General features: G+C 61.7%; 10 protein-coding genes. 5 read left to right on the plus strand and 5 right to left on the minus strand.

Going from position 1 to position 18,999, the window contains the following annotated elements:
* Position 1: 1 nt before the first annotated feature.
* The 4 genes from NKH41_RS02305 (at position 2) to NKH41_RS02320 (ending at position 3,658) form a co-directional block, all read left to right on the plus strand.
* Positions 2-1,276, plus strand: coding sequence for a glycosyltransferase (locus NKH41_RS02305; RefSeq protein ID WP_352469624.1), 1,275 nt, complete (start codon positions 2-4; stop codon positions 1,274-1,276).
* Positions 1,273-1,620, plus strand: a complete 348-nt coding sequence (locus NKH41_RS02310; RefSeq protein ID WP_352767228.1) for a cupin domain-containing protein — start codon at positions 1,273-1,275, stop codon at positions 1,618-1,620. Before NKH41_RS02305 ends, NKH41_RS02310 begins: the two co-directional genes overlap by 4 nt.
* Positions 1,621-1,643: 23 nt before the next feature.
* Positions 1,644-1,988, plus strand: a complete 345-nt coding sequence (locus NKH41_RS02315; RefSeq protein ID WP_352767226.1) for a cupin domain-containing protein — start codon at positions 1,644-1,646, stop codon at positions 1,986-1,988.
* Between the two features lie 161 nt (positions 1,989-2,149).
* The gene (locus tag NKH41_RS02320; protein WP_352777014.1) at positions 2,150-3,658 is read left to right on the plus strand and encodes an aldehyde dehydrogenase family protein; all 1,509 of its coding nucleotides are present in this window, start codon (positions 2,150-2,152) and stop codon (positions 3,656-3,658) included.
* Between the two features lie 127 nt (positions 3,659-3,785).
* On the opposite strand, the gene NKH41_RS02325 is transcribed toward NKH41_RS02320, so the two are convergent.
* Positions 3,786-5,117 (minus strand): PQQ-dependent sugar dehydrogenase, encoded by a 1,332-nt coding sequence (locus tag NKH41_RS02325; protein WP_352767222.1) that lies wholly within the window; start codon positions 5,115-5,117, stop codon positions 3,786-3,788.
* Between the two features lie 399 nt (positions 5,118-5,516).
* On the opposite strand from NKH41_RS02325, the gene NKH41_RS02330 reads away from it, so the two are divergent.
* Positions 5,517-6,476, plus strand: coding sequence for a DMT family transporter (locus NKH41_RS02330; protein WP_352469816.1), 960 nt, complete (start codon positions 5,517-5,519; stop codon positions 6,474-6,476).
* Positions 6,477-6,628: 152 nt separating this feature from the next.
* Here NKH41_RS02330 and NKH41_RS02335 read toward each other — a convergent pair whose 3' ends face one another.
* Genes NKH41_RS02335 through NKH41_RS02350 form a run of 4 tightly spaced genes read right to left on the minus strand, consistent with a single transcriptional unit; the run spans position 6,629 to position 18,910 of the window.
* The gene (locus tag NKH41_RS02335) at positions 6,629-7,354 is read right to left on the minus strand and encodes an ABC transporter ATP-binding protein (RefSeq protein WP_352767220.1); all 726 of its coding nucleotides are present in this window, start codon (positions 7,352-7,354) and stop codon (positions 6,629-6,631) included.
* Positions 7,354-8,502: an ABC transporter permease gene (locus NKH41_RS02340; protein WP_352767218.1), complete on the minus strand. Its 1,149-nt coding sequence runs from the start codon at positions 8,500-8,502 to the stop codon at positions 7,354-7,356. Before NKH41_RS02340 ends, NKH41_RS02335 begins: the two co-directional genes overlap by 1 nt.
* Positions 8,499-9,635: an efflux RND transporter periplasmic adaptor subunit gene (locus tag NKH41_RS02345; protein ID WP_352767216.1), complete on the minus strand. Its 1,137-nt coding sequence runs from the start codon at positions 9,633-9,635 to the stop codon at positions 8,499-8,501. The genes NKH41_RS02340 and NKH41_RS02345 overlap by 4 nt, the downstream gene beginning before the upstream one ends.
* Positions 9,636-9,691: 56 nt before the next feature.
* A complete protein-coding gene (locus NKH41_RS02350) occupies positions 9,692-18,910 on the minus strand; it encodes an SDR family NAD(P)-dependent oxidoreductase (protein WP_352777018.1) in 9,219 nt (3,072 codons plus the stop codon).
* Positions 18,911-18,999: the final 89 nt, after the last annotated feature.

The raw sequence follows: 18,999 nt of genomic DNA on the forward strand, positions 1-18,999 counted from the left end.
CATGGCGCAGAAGACGATCGCGTTCTTTCCGGAGGCCGCCTATGGCCCCGCGCTCAATTCCGTCGGCATAGCCCAGGCGATCGAGGCGCGCGGCCACAGAGCGGTGTTCCTGTCGGACCCCGGTTTCGTCGACGTCTACAAGGGCTACGGCTTCGAGGCTCATCCGGTGAACCTGTCCGAGCCGATGCCGCCGGAACAGATGGCCAAGTTCTGGGAAGACTTCATCAATGGCCACATCCCGAACTTCCGCAAATCGCCCTACGACCAGGTCGACAATTACGTGAAGGATTGCTGGACGGCGATCGTCGATAGCGCCAAATGGGCTGAGAAGGATCTGCCTGGCGTGCTTGCGACGATCAAGCCTGACGTCATCTGCGTCGACAACGTCATCCTGTTCCCGGCGATCAAGCAGTATGGCAAGCCCTGGGTGCGCGTCATCTCCTGCTCGGAAAACGAGATCGAGGACGAGGACATCCCGCCACATCTGTCCGGCTGCGGCGAGAACGACCACGCCTGCCATCGGCGTTACCGCGACCGTTTCAACGCCGTCATCAAGCCGATCCATGACGACTTCAATGCGTTTTTGAAAGCGAACAACGAAGCGCCGTATCCGATCGGCCAGTTTTTCGAGGCCTCGCCGTACCTCAATCTGCTGCTCTATCCCGAGGCGGCGAAGTTCAAGCGCCGCTATCCGCTTGACCCGGCAAAATTCCAATATCTGGAAGGCTGCGTGCGGCAGGAGAAGCCCTACACCGTGCCGGTTTTTGCGAAGAATAATGACGGGCCGCTGCTCTATGTTTCCTTCGGCAGCCTTGGCGCCGGCGATGTCGATCTGCTGAAGCGCATCGTCGCAATGTTGGGCAAGACGGGCTACCGGGCGCTGGTCAATGTCGGCGGCTACAAGGAGCAGTACGCGCAAGTGCCCGAAAACGTCATCGTCGAGAGCTGGTTCCCGCAGCCATCGGTCATCCCGCAGGTCGATGCGGTGATCCATCATGGCGGCAACAATTCGTTCACCGAGTGCCTGTATTTCGGCAAGCCGGCGATCATCATGCCCTACGTCTGGGACGGCCACGACAATGCGACGCGGGTCGAGGAGACCGGCCACGGCTTCGGCATGCCGCGCTACGACTGGAGCGACGCCGAGCTCATCGCCAGGATCGAAACCTGCCTGACCGACCCGGCAATCAGGGCCAAGCTGGCCAAGACGTCGGCCCAGATGCAGTCGCAGAACGGCCCGGAGAAAGCGGCTGCTTTGCTGGAGAAATTGCTGTGATCTCTGCCCCACACCTCCACCAAGCCTCGACCCGCACCGACCTCGTCGACTGGGGCACCCAGCCCGACGCGCTGGAAGGCGCTTCGCACTCCACCGGCAGGCTGGTGCACAAAGGGCGGAACAACCAGCCGGAATCCGGCATCTGGGTCTGCACGCCCGGTCGCTGGCGGCTGGCGATTCCGCGCGACGAATTGTGCCATTTCGTTGCCGGCCGTGCGACCTACAGATCGGTCGACGGCGAGGTGATCGAGGTATCCGCCGCCATGGTTGTCATGTTCCCGGCCGGTTGGACCGGCGAATGCACCGTCCACGAGACCATCCGCAACGTTTACATGCTGGCCTAAAGCCGGCCACTGGAGCTCCCGACATGCCGACACCGATCATGAAATCGCCGCTCGCCCTCACCGACCTGGTCGACTGGGGCGTCATCCCCACCCTGATCGACGGCGAATCCCGCACTTCCGGCAAGCTGCTGCACAAGGGGCCGGAGGGCCGCTCCGAATGCGGACTGTGGGTCTGCACGCCGGGCAAATGGCACTGCCACGTCGCCCGCGATGAGTTCTGCCATTTCCTCGAGGGACGCTGCACCTATGTCCACGAATCCGGCGAGGTGATCGAGATCGAACCGGACACCGCAGCGTTCTTTCCGCAGGACTGGAAAGGCGTCTGCACCGTCCACGAGACCATCAAGAAAGTCTACATGATCCGCTGAACCTTCTCGATAATTCTACCCTACCGGACACCTGACGCCGTTTTCTCCGCTTCCGATGCTCATGGACTTTAACCTCCGCTCCGCTTCGGTTCTCGAAAACCACGCCGCCTGTCTCGGCAGGGTGAATTCTCAAAAAGGTTCCGTGCACACGGGAGGACAGAATGGACTTTTCACCTGACCGGCCGATCTTCTTCGTCAATCCGGATTATCGGCCAATGACCGGTGCGGCAAAACCGGTGATCGATCCGGCGACGCTCGAAACCGTCGGCGCGATCACCGCAGCCAGCGACGGCGAGATCGACGCCGTGCTCACCGCGGCGACCAAGGCGCAAACGGCCTGGAAAAAGCTCGACGCCAAGAGCCGCGCCAGGCATCTGCACGCTGTCGCCAACGCCATCGAGGCGGCCGACTTCCTGCACTGCGCCGAGCTGATGGTGCGCGAGATGGGCAAACCCTATCCGGAGGCGATCGGCGAGATCGCCAATTGCGCGCCGATCTTCCGCTATTACGCCGAAATGGCGCGTGACGACGCCGGCAAGATCGCCGGCACGACGCAGGCCGGTTCGTTCCAGTATGCCCGCTACGAGCCCTGCGGCACGTCGGTGCACATCATGCCTTACAATTTTCCGATCCTGTTGATGTGCTGGACCGTCGCCGCCTCGCTTGCCGCCGGCAATGCCTGCGTGATCAAGCCCGCCGAAGCGACAACATTGTCGACGCTGGATTACATGACCGTGTTCCGCTCCCTGCCGGAGGGCCTGGTTTCCTGCATGCCAGGCGGAGCAGCAACGGCGCAGGCGCTGATCGCCTCGGACCGCACGCATGCGGTTGCTTTCACCGGTTCGGTCGCCGCCGGCAAGGCTGTCGCCGTCGCATGTGCAGAGCGCATGAAGCCTTGCGTTATCGAGGCCGGCGGCAGCGATCCCCTGATCATCAGCCAACACGCCCCATTGGACGTGGCGGCTGCCGGCAGCGTCACGGCTGCCTTCCATCTCACTGGCCAGGTCTGCACTTCGGCCGAACGGTTCTTCGTGGTTGATGCCGTTCACGACCGCTTCGTCGATCTGTTTGCCGAGAAAACGCGCGCGCTGCGTATCGGCAACGGCCTCGACAAAACCGAGATCGGACCGCTGGTCAGCGAGGCCGCGCGTGCGAAGGTCATCCGGCTGGTCGACGATGCGATCCGCAGCGGTGCCAAAGCGATCACCGGCGGACGCATTCCGCCGGCACATAATGTAGGCTGGTTCTACGAGCCGACCATCCTGACCGGCATCACCGCCGATATGGCAATCGTGCGCGAAGAGTGTTTCGGGCCGGTCGCCGCAATCTGCCGGGTCAAGGATTTCAACCAGGCGATAGAGCTTGCCAACGACAGTCCCTTCGGTCTCGGCGCCTCGGTCTTCACCACCGATCTTGCTGAAGCGCATGAGGCCGCGGAGCGGCTCGAGGCCGGCATGATCTGGGTCAACAATCCGCTGATAGACAATGACGCGTTGCCGTTCGGGGGCTGGAAGGCTTCGGGCCTCGGCCGCGAGCTCGGCCGCCAGGGTCTGGATGCATTCCGCCGCTCGAAGATGGTCATCATCGACCACAGACCGGAGATTCAGGGCTGGTGGTATCCCTATCCTGACAGCTGGTTCCGCGAGGCAGGCGGGCGCAAGCATGTTTGACACGACTATCTTCGGGCGTGCTGCTAGCTAAGTGTTTAGGATATCCGCCTCCGCCGAATGCAGCTATATCGGGCGTGGCGCTGTAGCCGAAGGCTGGTGAGATCGGAATCAGAAAGGCCACCTGCGCTCAACGGCCATTCGCCCGGCGGACCCGCCAGATGACATTACCGACGTCGTCGGCGACGAGCAGTGCGCCAGTCTGATCGATAGCGACGCCGACCGGCCTGCCCATCGCCTCGTCATTACGCCCGATGAAGCCAGTGAGCACATCTTCCGGAGGACCGCTCGGTTTGCCACCATGGAACGGCACGAAGATGACCTTGTAGCCGCTATGCACGCTTCTATTCCACGAGCCGTGCTGGCCGACGAAGGCGCCGTTGCCGTAGGCCGGACCGAGCCGCGCGCCTTTGGAGAAGGTCAGTCCCAGCGAGGCGGTATGAGAGCCCAGGGCGTAATCGGGCTTGATCGCTGCCGCCACGAGATCGGGGCGCTGCGGCTTGGCACGTTCGTCGACGTTCTGTCCGTAGTAGCTGTAGGGCCAACCGTAGAAAGCGCCGTCACGAACCGAGGTCATATAATCCGGCACAAGGTCGTCGCCGATCTCGTCACGCTCGTTCACGGCGACCCAAAGCTGGCCAGTCTCAGGATTCCAGGAGAGCCCGTTCGGGTTGCGCAGGCCCGAGGCGAAGACCCGAGTGCCGCGGGTAGACCGATCCACTTCAAGGACAGCGGCGCGGTTCTTCTCCGCGGCTATGCCGTTTTCTCCAACGTTGCTGTTGGAACCAACGGTGACATAGAGCTTGCGTCCATCCGGAGTTGCGATCACGTCCTTGGTCCAATGATGGTTGAGGTCCCCGGCCGGCAAGTCGATGATCTTTTCCGGCGACGTGCTGACTCGGGTCTGGCCATTGGAGTAGGGGAAAGCGACGAGCGCGTCGGTATTCGCGACAAAGAGTTTGCCTTTGGACAGCGTCATGCCGAAGGGCGAATTGAGGCCTTCTGCGAACGTCGTGCGCACATCCGCAATGCCGTCGCCATCGGTGTCGCGCAGGAGCGTGATGCGGTTGGCGCTTTTGGTCGCGGCGCCAGCCCGCTTCATAGCCAGGTCCATGAAGACCTTTCTAAGACTGAAGCCTTCATCATGCTTGGCAGGGGCATTGGTTTCAGCAACCAGCACGTCGCCGTTCGGAAGCACATGTAGCCAGCGCGGATGGTCGAGGCCTGTAGCGAAGGCGTTCACCGTCAGCCCCTTCGCCGGGGTCGGCATACCTTCTTTCTGCCAGCCTTTCGCCTCGGCGATGTTAACAGTCGGGATCAGCGTCGGTCTTGGTTTCGGTAAAGTGGGGTTGGGGCCATAGCCGGTTATTGCCCTGGTTTTTTGCGCCGGAATGCCAGCGCAGCTTGCCATGACGGTGCCCAACACCGCTACGAGTACGCTTCCTCGGAAGCCGGCATGCATCGGACGTCCTCCGCATGGATCTGTGTCGCGCTCTTTGTGTAAACGGAAGTCAGTGGCTTATTCTTCCAATTGCTTCGAAACAGCGGCGCTCGTGATCCTAGGAACCAGGAATTCGCGACAGATCTGCTCTCGGTAGAAATATGGCGCGAGAAGATTCTGGCAACCGCGCGAATATCTGTCGCGCGATATGAATCTCACATTCGTGTCGCGCGAAATCGATACGGCTTGCGCTTTTCGGTATCGAGTTGCTCATGGGCCAACATGCGTTCGAATGGAAGGAGACCGTGAACGGCGGGACCCACAATGACCCACCGATTGCGCCAGCTGGTGAAACAGCTGTTGTTGCTGCTTAGCAAGACGCTGCCAATCTGCTAAAGTCTGCGGTGGGAGGAGACGGATATCCAATCGCTGCCGATAGCACATCCAAGTGTAGCGAAGGCGACACCCGGCGCATCACTTCCGCTCGCCTATTCCCTCGCGACGCTCTGCTGGCTCCTGTCGGCCGGCGTCTATATCGCCGCCAAGTGGGTTGCCCCCGAGATGCCGCCTTGGGCGCTCTGCTTCTGGCGGCTGACGCTCGCGTGCGCGATCCTGCTGCCGATCGTCCATCGTCATCACGGGGCAATGCTCGTGCTGATCCAATCCCGGGTGATCGAGGTGCTGGTCATCGGCACTATCGGGCTAACCTTGTGTCAGGGCATGATCTACACAGGCCTCAACTACACCAACGCGACAACCGCCGGCATCATCATGGCGCTGTCGCCGATCATGACCATGGTGCTTGCCCGCTTCGTGCTCGGCGAGCCCCTCGGTGTCTGGAAAGCGCTTGGAGCGCTGGTCGCTCTGGCCGGGATGGTGGTGATCGTGGCGCGCGGCGACCTTGCCGCGCTGATGCAGCTGCAGTTCAATCCCGGCGAGTTGTGGATCGTCGGCAGCGCGTTTTGTTGGGGCCTCTACACCGTGCTGCTGCGTCGCGCCAAATTCGCTATCGAGCTTCTGCCGATGGTGGTCCTGCTGCTGGGAGCCGGCGCGCTGGCCGCACTGCCCTTCTATCTCTGGGAACTGTTTTCCGGGGATCGTTCGGCGCTGCATGCGAACGGCCTTCTGGCTCTCGCCTATGTTGCCGGCCCCGGCGGCGCTCTGATGTACTATCTCTACAACCGTAGCGTCGAGACGCTTGGTGCGGGGCGCGCCAGCATGCTGCTCTATCTCCAGACCGCCTTCGTCGCCGTTCTCGCTTATCTGGTCCTTGGCGAAAGCTTGCACGACTACGATCTCGCCGGCGCCGCCTTCATCATCGCCGGCCTGCTGCTCGCCACCGCGATCAAGCCGAGACAGCGCACGGTGCGTGTCGCGTAGTGAACCCCAGCATAGCCGCTTCGGCCAGCAACTCGTAAGTCTTTGATAGTCCCTTCGGCCGGAGCGGCCCATGACATTGAATGCGGCGCGTGTTGGATCGCCCTAACATCTTCTCTGCGGGAATACCGCGCCATGGCCGCGTCGAGCGGTGATCAATGCCGTTCAGCCACCATGCCAAAGGGAGACGGCTCTCGTGCCCGCCCATCCTCGAGCTCGAGCATCGAATCGAAATAAGTCTTCCAGCGCGTATCATGGGTCACAACGCAGATCGCGACATTGCGGGTGTCCGCCAGATGCCTGAAAACTTTCATCACCATCTCCGCCCGTGTACCATCCAGTGCGGCGGTAGGTTCGTCGGCCAGAATAACGGTGGGATCGTTTGCCAAGGCCCTGGCGATTGAAACGCGCTGCTGTTCGCCGCCGGAAAGTTGGGAAGGATAGTTGGAGCCGCGATGTTCGATGCCCAACGCGGCGAGAAGCCGGCTGGCTCGCGCCTGCGCCTGCTGGCGACCGACATCGTTGACCTGCATGGCGATGGCAATGTTTTCGGCGGCCGTGAGAAAGGGAATCAGGTTCGCTTTCTGGAACACAAAGCCAAGATGGGTCCGCCTGAAGGCTCGTAGCTCGTTGAGCTTCGCACCGGGACGCGAAATCACCTTGCCGTCGAACAGAACCTCTCCCGTGGTCGGTGTCTCCAGCAGACCGGCGATCATCAGCAGCGTCGTCTTGCCGGAGCCGCTGGGCCCGACGATGCCGGTAACATTGCCGGGGCTCAAGGTCAGCGAACCTGCCGCCAGCGCGGTGACCGGCGAGCCGCCGCTCTCGTAGACCTTGCTGGCGTTCCGAACCTCCAGCGTGGCGAGGCGGCGCTTCGACATCAGGCCAACACTTCCTGGGCGCGGACCGCGAGCGCGCGACGAATCGCAAACCAGCTGGCCGCAAGGCTGAGTGCCATCAGCACGAACGACAACACGCCAAGATCGGATTCGGTGATCAGCACAGTTCTCGGAAATCTCGGATAGATCGTAAACGAGATGGCTATGGCCAGAACGAGGCTGCAAAAGCCGATCAACCCCGCCTGCTGCGCAATCATGCCGATGATCACCCGGTCACGGGCGCCGATCAGCTTCAGAAGTGCTATCTGCGCGACCTTCTCGATCGTCATCGTATAGATGGTCAGTGCTATGACGGCGCAGCAGATCAGCAGCGTCATCGTCGTGAAAGCCAGGATCTGGACGCGGAGCTTGCCGAGGCGGCCGTCCAGCAGAAGCATTTCCTGGTCCTGCTGCGTGAGGACCTCGACGTCGCCCCAGCGTTTGATCGAGTCACGCACGACCTCCTTGTCAGCGCCCGGTAGAGTTTCGACGATGACCGCAGCGACACTTCCGGTCTCGTCGCCGAGACCCATGCGCGTCTTGCCCTTGGCCGCACGGTTGAGGAGGATCGCCTCGCTGGGCAGCAGTTGGTTGATGACCTGCGCGTCCGGGATGGTGACGAACAACAATCCGTCGCCACCCATGTCGACCTGCCCGGTCGACACGCCGACAATCGTATAGCTATCTCGTCCAAGCCGGATCTCGTCACCCACGACCAGGCCTAGAGTCTTGTCGGCTATGGCCTCGTAGCGATTTGATTGGAAGTACCGGCCGGCGATCAACGGTATCCAGCTGCCACTGTCGCTTGGATAGTCCACACCCGTGACCGACATGCGCAGCGGAAGCCCGTCGATTTCGAACTGCTGGTTGTATTGGATGAACCGCCGCGTTGCGGCCACACCGGCCACACCGGCCACGCGGCGATCGAGATTGGCCGGAACGGCGGAAGATTCGGCGAACGGTCCGGACTTTCCCCCTTCGACGACCCAGAGGTCGGCACCAATGCCGTCGATCACGATCAAGGCTTCGTAGACGATACCGCGATACATGCCCAGCATGCCGATCGTCGCCGCCATCAGCAGGCCGACGCCGAAAACGGTCAGGATGAACCTCAGCAGGTTATGCCTGATATCTTTGACCGCGAGATTCACCTGCCCAATGCCTGGAGGTTAACCGCCTGGTACTGGAAGCGGCCTGTCGGACTGAGTACGACGTCGCCGACCTTTAGCCCGCGCGTGATCTCGATATCGGTGCCGCTGGAGTAGCCCAGTGAAACAGGTGCCCAATAGGCCCGCCCGTCATGTGCAATCCAAAGACCCACCCGTCCCTGGTTTCTCGCCAGGAACCGCTGTGGCACCGCAATACCTGGTGACGGCGATTCCGCTTGGATGGTGACACTTGCACGCTGACCCACAGCCCAATTCGCCGGCACCTGACGCAATTTAAGATCGACCGTGAACTCGCGCGTCTCTTGATCGACCTGCCGGCCGATCCGCGCAATGGAAGCAGCGTAGGGCCGTTGCGGATCCGATGAGAAGGTCACCTTGGCTACTTGCCCCGGCCGAAGCGACCCCATCGCGGATTCGTCGAAGCGTGCCATGACCAGCAATGACGTCGGGTCGACGATCTGCATCAGTTCGACGCCGGGAGAAAGCAGGTCCCCCACCGTGCGGCTGCGGGAAACCACCACCCCGTTGACAGGCGAGCGTATCGAGGTTTCGCCGAAACGGCTCCGTATCTGCTCGACCTCGGCGGAGGCGGCCGCGGCTTGGGCCTTTGCGCGCTCGATGCTAGCGGTCGCTCGCGCCAATGCGGCCTCGGCTTGCTTCTGGGTGCCTTCGAAGAGGTCGAACTCGGCCTGAGAAATCGATTTGCTGGCGAGCAGGCTCTTCCTGCGATCCAGATCCGCCTTTGCAGTACGGGCGGCGATAGCCAGCCGGTCACGCTCCAATTCGGCCTCGAGCACGCTCTCCGCCGCGGCCCGGTCGTTGGCGACCGCGGCGGCAAGCTGATACTCGATTTCAGTCGCGTTTAGCGTGGCGAGGATATCGCCGGTCTTTACCTCGTCATTCCGGTCGACGCGAACGTCGGCCAGGAATGCCTGGATCCTTGCCGTCACGACGACCTGGTTGGTTGCACCAAGGAGGCCGGGTCCGGCGATTTCACGCGCGATCAGCCTTCGCTGGGCGACATAGGACTCCACCTGAGCAGGCCAGATATACCATCCGGAAAAGAGCCCGACTGCCGCCAGAACGGCAAACAAAATTAAGATGAAGCGAATCACGTGCCTTTACCTGCACCGGCTTCCACCGGCCCCGCTGACCCTGAATCGACGCATCGCTATATCGCCGCCTGCTCGGCGGCATCGACCGCTGGTTGCCCGGCCAACAGCCGTTCGATTACGTCCCTCAGGATATCTTCTGCTTCCGCACGGTCATAGCCCAATTGGTCGAATATCAAGGTCAGACCAAGACCGTTTGCGGTCGGAAAGGTACGCAGATCCATCTCGCTGGTACGTGGTTTTTCTCGTCGCATATCAGGCAGGGGCGTCACTTTGAACATGCCGAGATCAAGTTCGCCACTGGCATGGGCCCTTTGAAGCGGGGCCGACTGCGTGGCCCGTGTCCATCTGTCGACCGTTTGGGTGCCGGCGACGAAGAGCGAAGTATAGGACCCCTCGGCCACGACATCGTCATGAACGTCTCCGAAGTAGTTCGAATCCATGAAGGGCGCGAACTGGATAGCCTCTTCGATCCCTTCTCCGAGCGAGCCGGCTAACGCTTCGATTGTCTCGGACCGAGACAGCCGCACGCGTACGGGGACGTCCGAGGCGACGAAATTGACATAGTTCTCCAGCCGCCGGTCGTGGCGCAAGGCTGCTGGAACCTGCATCACCATGTCGTCCACGCCGCCGCGCGCCCCGATGGTCTGCGCAAAAGCCGCGATGATCATAGCCGTTTCCGTCGTGCCGGCTGCCCTGGCACGCTTGCGCAGCGCATCCTGCTGGTCGCCGGCTATTGAGAGCGTCACGTCGTCGCTAAGGCTGCAATCGATCAGATTGACATTCGTCCGCCGGCCTTTCGCCTTGCGCCCGAGATTGGGAATTTGCGGCAAGGGCTCGGCGAATACCTTGCGCAGGAATGCGTCACGCCGTTCGAACGAACCGGGTTTTCCAACATGGTCGAAATCCCGGATAAATCGGTCGATACTCATTTCCACTGGATCAAGAGGCAGGCCGAGATAAGCCTTGACTGTTTCCTCGACGATGAGGCCGAGGGAATAGCCGTCAATGACGAGATGATGTGCCTTGGCGACGATAAGGTCGCTCTCGGAGCCGAACCGGATGACGGTGACACGGAACATCGGCGCCTGGATATCTATGCCTTCTTGCGCGAGTTCGGTTGCGCGCTCCAACGCTTCGGATTCGTCGGCGACCTGCTCGACCCTGAAGAAATCGGTCGGCGTCCTTTCCAGATACGCGCCGTATCTAGCCCCCTTGCGGAAGAACCGGGTACGCATCACCTCGTGGCGCGCCATGACCGTTTCGATCGCTCGTCTGAGACGATCGGCGTCCATTTGCGGCCGGATCTTGAACTCCTTGCTTACAATGAATGCGGCGCGCGCATGCGAAGTCGCGTCTGGATGTTCCTGGAAACGCAGTAATCCCATTTGCGTGCTGGTTACTGCTATCTCTCTTTCGACGTTGGGCACGCCGTCGAGCGGCGAGCGATCGACATCCTGGCCTCCACTCGGCTGACCGGACCACTCGCGCAGCCTCCAGCCCATTGCGATGGGCACCAGGCGGCCTGACGTTTCGAGCTCGGAGGAAAGGTCGTCGAGAAATTGATCGAGTAGCAACCGCGCTGTTGCTTCTTCGACGACGTCGAGATCCACGGTCAGCCGGCAGACAACGCCGGCTTCGCAGGTCGCTGCGGACAGTTGAATCTCGTGCGCGGATGCGGGGATCGCATCGAGAGGATGGTCCAAGGCGGCGAGCGCCGTAACTTGGCTGCCATCGAGAAAAGCGAAGCCGAATTGGCGCAGCGAAACATGGCGAAGGCGCAGATCCTCTTCAAGCGCCAGTTCCAGGGACGACGTATCCATTGACCGATGCGCGTGGCCGTTTGCGTCGGCACGCTCGACCTTCCTCAGCAGATCGTAACCGGGTTCATTCATGGCTCGCAGGACAATCGGATAGGACCCATCCAAGGGGCCTATCAATCCGTTTGGTGCTCCCTCCCCGCGCTCGCAATACCAGCGGTCGACGACGATTGATTGGAGCGAGAGGCGGTTTGCCAAGGCCTTGGCATAGGCGGTCAGAAAGCGCGTGGCCGGCAACTCCGATCTCGACGCGAATGCTGCTGCGGGAAGCGTGATCTCCAGCAACCCGACACGGCCCCTGTTCGTCCCCATACCGGTGGGAGACGCGGCACGACTGCGGCCGGGGATCGGTGCGATCGCAGGCGCGTGGTGAAGGATCTCCTTCCAATAGGAGAGATCGCGACGATACTCGCTCGATCCGGGCACCGGATGAGCTGAGCGCGCATAGTCGGTAAAACTAGGCCCTGCTTCGACCGCTTCCGCTTCGCCTTGCATAAGCTGCGCGAGCAAAAGATGAACCGACAACGTGTCGGCAGCCGCGCGATGAGCCCGGATTTGTAGCTCGTGACCGCCATCCTGCCGCTGCCACACGCCTATCCGCCATAGCGGACCAGGCAGCGCCACACCGCCCAAACGACCGCCCGGCGAAAGCACTTCAACAACAGGTTGAGCCTCGAAGTCGATCTCCACGGCGCCGGACGTCGATATTGCACCCGTCATCCGGAGCGCGTCGTGTCTCTCGACCAGTCGCGCCAATCTTGCCGCAAGCGCGGCCAGCGACACGCCAGGCTCAATACTCGTCTCGACCAGGATCTGATTGTCCGCCTTTGCGACGGCCGACGACATCGGCCGTCCATCCAGCATCATCGCATTGATCTGGCGTCCAAGAAGCCGGAAGGCTTCTTGCGCTGCAACACCATCGGAACTCGCTTGTGCGGCCAGGACCTGCAAGGCGGACGCCTTCAGCTTCACCTCAAAAGCGAAAGCAACAAGGCGCGACAGTCCCGCGATTGTCGGCGCTTGCAGGAACTTGGCGACAGGGATGTCGACTTCGACCTGAGCCTCGACGCGGTTTTTCAGTTCGAACGATGAGAGGGAGTCGAGACCGAGCTCACTGAGCTTGCGGTCATCCGCCAAGGCGCTTGCCTCGACCTTGAGGACTTTCGCCACTTCGCGCCGGATCATGTCGGCGAGCAGGTCGTCCCACGCCTCGCGTGGCGCAGCTGCAAGCTCGGCCTGAATGCGAGACCGCCCTCCGGTTCTGTCTCCAAGCAGCGGCGAAATCCTCGGATTCGTCGCTGCGCCGGGGTTCGTGCGTGCGATCGCAGCCCAGTCGATATTGGCAAAGCCGAGATTCTCCGATCTGGCGCGCACAAGATAGGACAGGGCCGCCGCCGCTTCAGAATCCTGAACTGGCTTGATGCCGACGCTATCGAGATAGTTGGTCATTGCTTCCGACCTGGCAACGAATCCACTGCCGGCGATCATGCCCCAGGCGGTGGACGAGCCGGCCAGGTTGCGACCCCTGCGGTACGTGGCGATTGCGTCCAAAACAGAGTTGGCAGCTGTGTAGTTGGCCTGCCCAGACGAACCGATAACCTGCGCGATCGAAGAGAAATTCACGAAGAAATCCAGCGGGATATCGTGTTCGACAACGGCGACATGCAAGTTCCACCCGCCGGCTATCTTCGGCCTCAGCACGCGGTCGATCTTGCCTGCATCGAGCTGCGAGACGAAAGCGTCCTCGATCACCGCGGCGCCATGCACGATACCGCGCAGAGGAGCGTCACCCCCAGCATATTCGCCGATCAGCCTGCCGACGGCGGTAGCATCGGTCACGTCCAGCGCGGCGCGAACGATGCGCGTGCCACCTTGCTCCATGATTTCGATGGCCACAGCCGCTTCGGCATCTGGAACACCGCTTCGATTGGCAAGGATGATGGTTCCCGCGCCTTTCTGACTGAGCCACTCGGCGATCGCAACGCCAAAGCCCTTGAGCCCACCGGTGACGAGGTAGGAAGCCTGAGCGGAGACGGCGAACTGTGCGCCGAGATCAAGTTCGATGTCCACGGAAGGTTCGTCGAAAGTGACGATCACCTTGCCGATGTGCAGCGCTCGCGAAAGCATGCGCATGGCTTCCGCCGCGCGCGACGCCGGGAACCGGGTCGCCTCCAGCGGCTTATAGACGCCGGCGGCAACCTTAGCCTCCACCTCCGCCAGCAATTGCCTGAAGAGGCTCTCCTTCTCGACGGGGAGCGTCGAGAGATCGATGACCGAATAGGCGTTGTTGCGATAAAGCGAGCGAAGCCCGATCGGCTTGTCGTCGGCGAGATCGCGCTTGCCGATTTCGACCATCCTGCCGAAGGACGCCAAGCACTCCAGACTCTTGTCGATGCCGTTGCCAGACAGCGCGTTCAGCACCACGTCGACGCCGCGCCCACGCGTCAGCGAACGCACCTCGTCCGCGAAATCGAGCGCGCGAGAGTTCATGACCTTATCCACGCCCCATTTCTTCAGGAAGGCGCGTTTTGTGTCGCTGCCTGCAGTGCCGAAGACTCGAGCCCCCACATCATGCGCGACCTGGATGGCGGCGAGGCCGACACCGCCCGAAGCCAGATGGATGAGCGCGGTTTCGTCCTGTGCCAATCGGCCGATATGTTTGAGAGCGTAGTGAGCGGTAAGGAAGGCTGTCGGGAGGGTCGCGGCCTCGATCAGATCGATGCCGTCGGGCACGCGCATGGCGAGATCCGCCCGGAGCTTGGCGAAGCGTCTGAGGTAGCCCTTGCCCATGCCCATGATGCGATCGCCGGACTTGAGGTTGGTTACCCGTTCGCCGACCCTGCGGACGGTGCCGGCGAACTCCAGCCCGAGATTGCGCCAATATGCCTCGTCATTCTCCAACTCGTCCGGCAAGATGCTGGTTGCCGCCATGATGTCGCGGAAGTTCAGTCCGACCGCGGCGACCTCGACCATGACCTCGTCCGGCGCCAATTCGGGATCGGCGATTTCGCGCAGTACGATGTTGTCGATGGTGCCAGGCCCCGTCATGGTGACGGCGAAGTTGGAAGAATCCCGCGCGGTCTCCAGCGTCCGCCGCAACGGCGCCACTTCGTGCAAAGCCAGTTGCTCCAGCCGCGGGACATAGCGTTCGGCACCGCGCAGGACGAATTCCGTCTCTGCGGTTTCCTCCAGCACGGCACCGGAAATGCTCACCCCCGACTGCAGCGATGTGGGATCCGCATCGATAAGGCGGATGCCCAAACCTTTGAACTCGTTTGCCATTGTGCGAGCAATGCCGATTAAGGCGCTTTCACTCAGGCCTGAAAGGCTCATCGGCTGGTCACCTTGCACAAGCCGGCTGCCGGACGTGACGACGACCAGTTCGGGCCGCGGTTCGGACGAACTGTGCAGCCGGTCAATAACCTTTCCAAGCGTGATCAATTGATAGATGATAGGCGTGATCCTGGCGAGAAGCTCGTCCCCGCCTGCTTTGCCGTCGAGCGTTTCGCGGGCGGCGGCGCTGAACAGGATGCCACCTGTCCCACCCGATTTGGTCATGAACGCCCGGATCGTGGCGAGCGCTTCATCCGCATCGAGGTTCAGGAACGGTGCGGGATTTGCAACCTCGACCGTCGCTCCGCGGCTAACCAACTCAGCCAACGTCGTTTCGAGGCGCTGCGTTCCGTCGCCCACCACCAACCAGTGGGCGCAACGCAATGAGGGCGCTGCGGGTTTGGCTTCCTGCTTCTCGAAATGCTCCTCGAAAACACTGGAGCCCGAGCCGGCACCTTGCTTGGCCCTGCTGCCCCTGACCTTGCCCAGCGCCTTTGTCTGAAGGTTGTCGAGAACGATGAGCGGCTGCCCTTCCGGCGAGAACACGCTGAACCGCATCGAGTACGGGTCGAGACCCGGCTGGATATCGACGATCACCTCGGGCGTCATCGGAGCGCCCAGCAGGATCTTGCGCGCGCCGGTTGGCAGGCGCAACTGATACTGGGCTTTGTCTTCATTAGCCGGCGGCAGCGATTCACCTGGAACCCACACGCCGTCTCGATGCGAAGCCAGGCCGATGCCGGCCTGGAGCACCGCGTCCAGCAATCCGGGGAAGGCGAAATACTGCTTCGACAAGTTGGGATCCTTGCTCGACAGCCTGGCAACCAGGCGGTCGCCGACAATGTCGAGTGCGTTCACCGACTGGAAATAGGGACCATATTCAAGCCCGTGCCGTTCGGCGAGACGGTAGAATTCCGTCTTTTCAACAAGGTTCGGGCGATCCAGCAGGAGATCGGCGGGAGCTGGCGCAAGTTCATATTTGTGACTGAAACCATAGGCTTCGGCACGCGTCCTCCAGCCGTCCTCCGAACCCCGATGGAGCGTGGAGATGCGCAGCCTGCTACCGACCGGATCGAACGTCGTCGTAAACAGGATGACGTCGTCCTCCGCGATGGAAAGCGCATCGTACAGTTTGAAATCACGCAGCTCCACGGACTCGGAGCCGAAATGGTCGCGCAGCGCGGCCCCCATGATTTCGATGTAACCGACGGCCGGGAACAGGCAATCGCCGCTGACGCGATGGTCAGCCAGGAATTTGAAGCCTCTGAGCGTGATTTCGTTCGTCCAGGACGGCCCCGCAGTGAAGTCGCGCCATCCAAGCAGTGCGTGCCGGGGTGCGTCGAACAGGAAACTCTTGGTTTCCTCGGATGTATTCAGCAGGCGCTGGTTGTTCCAGGGTAACTTGGGAACGGCCACGTGGCCACTCGACGATTTCGGCCGATCGAATTCGACGCCAGCAACATGCAGGCTGCCCTCGGCCCGCGCCAGCGTCCAGAAATCGTCAGTTTTGCGATCGAGCGAGTTCACCGCGGCGGCGTCTGTCCCGCGCTCCTGCGAAATGCCTCGGATGAGCGGCGTCAGCGTGCGGTGCGGACCGATTTCCAGGAAAGTATTGATGCCGAAATCGAGGGTGAAATCCAATGCCTTGGTAAAGCTGACGGGTTGGCGCAAATTGGCCCACCAGTAGTCGGCGTCGAATTTCGTCTCGAATATGCCGGTGACGCTCGAAATGATCGGCAGACGGCCTTCTTTCCAGGCGACCGGACCCAGCTCGCCTAGGAACCATTCCTTGCAGTCTTCCAGATGCGCGCTGTGCCATCCGAAATCCATGGTCATCCGGCGGGCCGTCGCATCGGGATAGGCTTCCGCGACCTTGGCCAGTACGCCAAGCACCGCGTTCTCCATGCCGGAAATCGTTTGCGCGATCGGGCCGTTGTAGGCGGCAATGACGACGCTTTCGTCACCGGGCAGCAAAGGTTCGAGTTGCTGGACCGTCAGCCCTATCGTGGCCATTGCACCGCGCCGCCTGCTCTTCAGCGGTATGAGGCCGCGTTTGGCGATGATGCGAGCCGCCGTCTCGATATCGATGATACCCGAAACGTAGGTGGCCGCGACTTCGCCGAAGCTGTGGCCGATCAGAAGCTCAGGCCGCACGCCGGCCTTTGTCCAGCGCTCGTAGAGGGATATCTGCGTGGCGAAGATGGATGCCTGGGTAACGTCGGCATCGTTGATGCGGGTCTTTGTCTCGTCCCGCAGCATCTCCTCGACGGTCGACCAGCCGACCATCGGACGCAGCACTTCGTCGAACATCTCGGCGGTTCGGCGAAACGCACGGTCTTCCTTCAACAGGCGGCGCGCCATGGCCCACCACTGGCCGCCCTGGCCCGAGAAGGCGATGGCGAGCCGACGGTTGGATGCCCTGCCGGTGATGATGGTCGGCCCTTCCGCGCTTTGCTCGATGGCTCCCTTAGCTAATGCACGCAGTTGGGTCTGGAGCGCGGCGCGCTCCGGCTCAACGATGAGCGTGGCCCGTTGGGCGAAGTTATCGCGCGCGCTGCTCAAATGGGCGGTGATGTCTTCGACCGGCGTCTCCGAAAGCGAGCCCCCCTCCTCCAGCGCATCGGCCAAACGGCCTGCCCACAGCTCCAGTCCGGCCGTGCTGCCGGCCGAGATCGGGACGGCTATCGGATGGCCGGCTATCACCGGCCTTGGCGCACGGTTGGTAGTCGCGGACAACCCCCGCCATCCTTCCACGGCGATTGAGGCATTGGTCCCGCCAAAGCCGAAGGAGTTGACAACGGCCAGCACCGGCCGGCCGTGGTGGTCGATCGGCGTCGGCTTCGTTGCTACAGCGATGTTGAGCGCGTCGAACGGAATGCTCGGATTCGGGCGCTCGAAATTCCGGTTCGGCAGAACGATGCTGTTTCCGGCCGTCAGCACTGTCTTGATGAACCCGGCAATGCCGGACGCTGATTCGAGGTGGCCGAGATTAGGCTTGAACGAACCGACATAGGCCGGCTTTGGGCGTGAATTCACACCGAACACGCGGCCGATAGCAGTCGCCTCGATCGGATCGCCAACCGACGTGCCGGTCCCATGAGCCTCGACATAGTCGATATCCGCCGGATCGATGGAGGCGCCTTCCACCAGCGCCTCCAGCATCGCTTGCTGTGCTTCCCCGCTCGGCGAGGTCAGGGTGGGCGTATACCCGTCCTGATTGACCATCGAATGACGGATCACGCCATAGATCCGGTCGCCGTCGGCAATTGCCCGGTCAAGAGGCTTCAGCAACACGAAACCGCAGCCTTCGCCGCGAACGAACCCGTCCGCCCTTTCGTCGAAGGTGTAAATACCGCCGGTCGGCGAAAGCATGTTGGCGCTGGAGAATGCGATAAACGGGCCTGGATCGAGCATGCAGTTCACGCCGCCGGCGAGCGCCGTCTCACAGGTGCCGGTGCTCAGGTGGCGCACCGCTTGGTCGATGGCAACGAGCGCCGACGAGCACGCCGTGTCGACGGCGATACTCGGCCCTTTCAGATCGAAACGGTGGGATATTCGGTTGGCCGCGATCGAGAACGCCGAACCGGTGCCGGCAAAGATATCACCGCCACCGACACGTCCGCGGCGCAGGTTCTGCGCGAAATCGTTGGTCGAAATTCCGATGAACACGCCGGTGCGCCCGCGGCGCAGGTCGGCCAATGTGCGATCGGAATCCTGCACGGCCTCGAAGGCCACTTGCAACGCCAGGCGCTGCTGCGGGTCCATCGTTGTCACCTCGCGGGGCGACATGTCGAAGAAACTCGGGTCGAAGCCGAAAACATCGCTGGCAAGAAACCCACCCCAGCGCGTCCGCATCTTTCCCCGAGCATCGGGCTCCGGATCATAGAAAGCATCGACATTCCAGCGATCCGCCGGGATATCAACGATGCCGCAGTTCTTCTCCAGGAGAAAGTTCCAGTACGAGTCCGCGTCCTGGATCCCTCCGGGGAACCGGCAACCAATCCCGATAACTGCGATTGGTTGTGTTGACTCAATGACCTGCTGAGGGGCATCGCCCCCACGATGAATGTTCATGCCCAGACCCCCGCCTAGTATACACCCTGGGTTGCTCAACCCACGGCGCATTTAAGTCACGGTATTTAAGTGCATGTCCCAAGGGAAGCTCCAAGAGCAAAATTCGCCAAGCTAGCATTTTTGTCGCAAAATGTGTCATT

Origin of the sequence: Mesorhizobium sp. M1169 (genome assembly GCF_040318345.1) — a bacterium.
In the GTDB taxonomy this organism is placed as follows: domain Bacteria; phylum Pseudomonadota; class Alphaproteobacteria; order Rhizobiales; family Rhizobiaceae; genus Mesorhizobium.